Origin of the sequence: Acinetobacter sp. RF14B, assembly GCF_006864105.1 — a bacterium.
GTDB lineage: Bacteria > Pseudomonadota > Gammaproteobacteria > Pseudomonadales > Moraxellaceae > Acinetobacter > Acinetobacter lwoffii_C.
Map to the genome: position 1 here is coordinate 1 of NZ_SMTB01000209.1, position 761 is coordinate 761.

The 761-nt window shown below is 37.5% G+C and carries 1 protein-coding gene; it reads left to right on the forward strand.

Translation table 11 applies throughout. The annotated features are described in order from the left end of the window. Window positions 1-442: IS5 family transposase (locus tag E2K52_RS14540; RefSeq protein ID WP_151205697.1), on the forward strand; the 442-nt coding region annotated here is incomplete at its 5' end. Between the last annotated feature and the right edge of the window lie 319 nt (window positions 443-761).

The following is a 761-nucleotide window of genomic DNA, read 5'->3' on the forward strand; positions in this document are numbered from 1 at the left end:
TCGGCATGGTTTCAAAAGAGCAATTGGACAATCACGTGGTGGACGAACAACAAAAATACATCTTGCAACCGACGCGAATGGATTACCGATTGATTTTAAAATCACTGGGGGTGACGTCCACGACAGTAAAGTTGCAAAACAACTGATTGATACTATAGACGAGGCAACTTATCTTATTGCTGATAAGGGATATGATGCTGGACATATTAGAATATATGCCCAGAATAAGGATATGATTCCCATTATTCCAATGAGATCAAATAGTAAGAGGTCGAATAAGGAGTTTGATAAATATCTATATCAATTAAGACATTTGGTTGAAAATGCATTTGCGAGATTAAAACATTTCCGTGCTATTGCTACCCGATTTGATAAGCTTGCACGAAATTATCAGTCTATGATCTACATTGCTTGCATGTTTATTTGGTGCAAAGCCAAATGAGGACACGCCCTAAAGCACAGCAACTGATCAGACATTTTCTGTAAACCTGTACCGACATTTTATATTCCCTCTTTTAGTTTTTATCTTGGCTTTTAACTTAACACTGAAAAGAAAAAAAGAGCAGCGAGAACGTTAATTAAAAGACCCGGCAGAGAAGCAGAGAAACTGCTACAGATTAATTTTTATTTTTCTTTTTATAAAAAATAAATCCCCCTGCTTTTTAGCAGGGGGATTTTAAATAATGAGCTGGCGATGACTTACTCTCACATGGGTAACCCCACACTACCATCAGCGCAAAGAGGTTTCACTTCTGAGTTCG